The 1341-nt window shown below is 69.9% G+C and carries 1 protein-coding gene; it reads left to right on the plus strand.

The annotated features are described in order from the left end of the window. Positions 1 to 19 precede the first annotated feature (19 nt). A partial coding sequence (locus MKP05_RS21110; RefSeq protein ID WP_240570115.1) for a polysaccharide biosynthesis tyrosine autokinase occupies positions 20 to 1341 on the plus strand: 1322 nt, incomplete at its 3' end.

The raw sequence follows: 1341 nt of genomic DNA on the forward strand, positions 1-1341 counted from the left end.
TCGTGGCACGAGCACCGGGATGTTGCGCCTGACCCTGACCGGGCCCGATCGCGACGAGATCCGGCGCTCGCTGGATGCCGTGGCGGAGACCTTCCTCACCCAGAATGTCCGGCGCCAGTCGGCCGAGATCGAACAGAGCCTGGCGTTTCTCGAGGAGCAGGCCCCCGAGCTGCGTACGCAGCTCCGCGCGGCCGAGGACAGCCTCAACGAGTACCGCGCGGCCCAGCACAGCGTCGACTTGACCTCCGAGGCCCAGGCCGCCATCGAGCAGTTCGTCGCGCTCGACAGCCAGCTCAACGAACTGGAGTTCCGGGAGGCCGAGCTGGCGCAGCGCTACACGCCCAACCACCCCTCCTACCAGTCGCTGCTGCGCCAGAAGCGCCATCTCGAGGCCGAGCGCGCCGCCCTCAATGCGCGGGTCGACGACCTGCCGGAAGCGCAGCAGGAAGTGGTGCGGCGGACGCGCGACGTGGAGGTGACCCAGGCCATCTACGTCAATGTGCTCAACCGGATGCAGGAACTGCAGGTGGCGCGTGCCGGGACCATCGGCAACGTGCGCATCATCGATGACGCGGAGGTCGGCGTGGCCCCGATCGAGCCCCGCAAGCCGCGGATCGTGATGCTCGCCACGCTGCTCGGCGGCATGCTGGCGATGAGTGGCGTGGCAGTGCGCGGGTTGCTCAACCGCGGGGTGGAGGTGCCCGAGCAGCTCGAGGAGGCCGGCCTGCCGGTCTATGCCACGGTGCCGCTCTCCGACGAGCAGAAGAAGCTGGTGAGGCGGGTCAAGCATCGCCGGGAGCGCCAGGCCCGCGAGGTGGTCAGCGACGTGCTGGCCGAGCGAGCGCCGACCGATACGGCCAGCGAGGCGCTGCGCGGCCTGCGCACTAGCCTGCATTTCGCCATGCTGGAAGGGCGTGACAACCGCCTGATGATCACCGGCCCCGGCCCGGGCGTCGGCAAGAGCTTCATCGCCGTCAACCTCGGCGCGATCTGCGCTCAGGCGGGGCAGCGGGTGCTGCTGGTGGATGCCGACATGCGCAAGGGCCACCTGCACCATGCCTTCGGTGAGCGCAGCGACGGCGGGCTCTCCGAACTGCTGGGTGGCCGTCAGGGGCTCGACGAGGTGATCCGCCACAGTCGGATCGACGGCCTCGACTATGTCGCCCGGGGCATGGTGCCGCCCAACCCGTCGGAGCTTTTGACGACCGCGGGCTTCAGCCGCTTCCTCGACGCGGTGGGCGAGCGTTACGACCTGGTGATCGTCGACACCCCGCCGGTGCTGGCGGTGACGGATGCCGCGGTGATCGGCGCGCAGTGTGGTACCACGCTGCTGGTGGCGCG

It is taken from the genome of Halomonas flagellata (assembly GCF_022487945.1).
Taxonomy (GTDB): Bacteria; Pseudomonadota; Gammaproteobacteria; order Pseudomonadales; family Halomonadaceae; genus Halomonas; species Halomonas flagellata.